Raw genomic sequence first — 2,066 nt, 5'->3', positions numbered from 1 at the left:
ACCCTCTGGATTGGACTCCAGCGCGCTGCCGACTTCGTGCTGGCGATGGCGGCCCAGCGCGGTGTCGGGGAGGGGAGATATGGGTAATAGTCAGGGCCTTAGTGAGTGTGTAAGTATCTAATATGACCCGCGTATTCGTGCCACCATTTACACTTGTGCCCCAAATGCTAATTATGGGCTTGCTGCCAGATTGATCGCCTATATTGTGCTCCACCCAAAGGTTTGTGTCGTCTTTGAATGCAACTTTTACACCTGAGGAAGTGATGCCATCGCCATACGATCCGACGGATGCTACCCCGTCTCCAAACAACTGAACAAGACTCTGCACGATCTGTTTTCTACAGGGTGGTTGAAAAATGCGCCAATAGAATCCAACTAATTACGGTGACAGTTTATAAACTACGGTGAAATTACGGTGACAGTTTACTAAAAGCAAATAATATGACGTTACTTCACGTGCCTATTGGCGCCAACCTTGATCGGCAGCAAGGTGGTTGCGTTCAAGGCCCATCCGCATTCAGTGCATTTAGTAAACTGTCACCGTAATTCCCCGATTAAGTCCAGCGGGCGGCACAGAATCTAATTGAGCCTGGCCCTGAAGTATCCCCTAGAAAATCCCAATAAAAACAGAGGTCTGGAAAGCATTTTTCGATCTGTCGATGCGTGCAAGAGGTTTTACTGCCACACTGGTATAAGGAGAACCCCACAGGACGCCCCTCATGCATGTACCCACATTATTGCGCTCTTGGCTCGGTCAGTCGCTGGAATTTATCCACGCCACGCGCCTCGCCGCACTCTTTGACATGGTGGAGGCCTGCGTCACCGGAGCGGGTTTGTCTATCACCGCGGTGGGACGACGCTTGGTCGGCCCGACGACGTTGAAGCACAAGATCAAGCGCGCCGACCGCCTGATCGGCAATCCCCACCTGCATCGCGAGCGTACGGCGATCTACGGCGCCCTCTGCCGCGTGACCCTAGCCCGGATCGCCGAGCCCCTGATCCTCGTCGACTGGTCGGATCTCAAGGCTGATCAATCGTATCATTTGTTGCGCGCCTCGATCGCCGTCGGCGGCCACCCCATGACCCTTTACGAAGAAATCCACCCCCGCTCCCTCTTGGGTAATCGTCGGGTTCAGGCACGCTTTCTTGGGGTTCTGGCGAACATGATGCCGCCTGGAAGAGCGCCCATTGTCATCGCCGATTCAGGCTTTCGGGTGCCCTTCTTTCGTGCCGTCGAATCCCTTGGCTGGCGCTGGGTCGGACGCCTGCGGGGACGCGACTTCGTGCGCCTTGACGGCGATTGGAAATCTGGTAAGCTGTTGTTCCCGAAAGCAACGATCAAACCTGTTCGGCTTGGTATCGGCGATTGGGTGAAAAGCAACCCATTGTCGGTCGTGATGGTTTTGGTGCGCCTGCGTAAGTGCGGTCGTCATAACAAGACCGCCTTCGGAAGTATCGCGCGCTCGCGCAAAAGTCTCAAGGCCGCCCGGAGCCAGCGCGAGCCCTGGCTACTGCTCGCCGCACTCCAATTAGGCCATTTGACGGCGAAGACGATCGTGCGTATCTATCGTCAGCGCATGCAGATTGAAGAAGGCTTCCGAGACCTGAAGAGCCTCTATTATGGCCAAGGCTATGAAACGAATCGATCGCGCGATCCCAAGCGCCTCGCCATTCTCGTACTCATTGCCGCGTTGGCCGCTTTTCTGTTGTGGATGATCGGTGCGGCGGCCGAGCGCAAGCATCTTCAGTACGGCATGCACGCCAGCAGCTCGAAGCGCCGGGTCTATTCTCTTCCGTTTCTCGCGATGCTCATTCTCAACATCACGAAAGTGGAGATCGACGCATCCGAATTTCTACCGCCGGAAGAAGTGATCGCTCAATTCCACCAGGCGCTATTGACAGAATGACAAATGCAGGCAAAATTCGTGGGGATACCTCAGAGCCTGGCCCCTTTTCCCTCCCTTTTCCCTCCCTGCGGGCGCGGCTGTCCGCGGGACAGGGTTGTTGAGAATAATTCTCAAATGGGCGCCCCGGCGACCCGATTTCGCCGATGCTCGCCAGGAAAT

1 protein-coding gene is annotated in these 2,066 nt (G+C 55.6%); it reads left to right on the top strand.

Annotation, left to right across the window (positions count from 1 at the left end; all coding sequences use genetic code 11):
- Window positions 1-719 precede the first annotated feature (719 nt).
- Window positions 720-1,907: an IS4 family transposase gene (locus tag A39O_RS32640; RefSeq protein WP_083924582.1), complete on the top strand. Its 1,188-nt coding sequence runs from the start codon at window positions 720-722 to the stop codon at window positions 1,905-1,907.
- Window positions 1,908-2,066 lie beyond the last annotated feature (159 nt).

The sequence above is a fragment of the Lamprocystis purpurea DSM 4197 genome (genome assembly GCF_000379525.1).
GTDB classification, from domain to species: Bacteria; Pseudomonadota; Gammaproteobacteria; order Chromatiales; family Chromatiaceae; genus Thiodictyon; species Thiodictyon purpureum.
This window is presented reverse-complemented; position numbering and strand designations above follow the sequence as displayed.

Excerpts from the sequence above, each read along its gene's own strand:
- A39O_RS32640 (WP_083924582.1), top strand. The coding sequence starts at position 720 with ATGCATGTACCCACATTATTGCGCTCTTGGCTCGGTCAGTCGCTGGAA.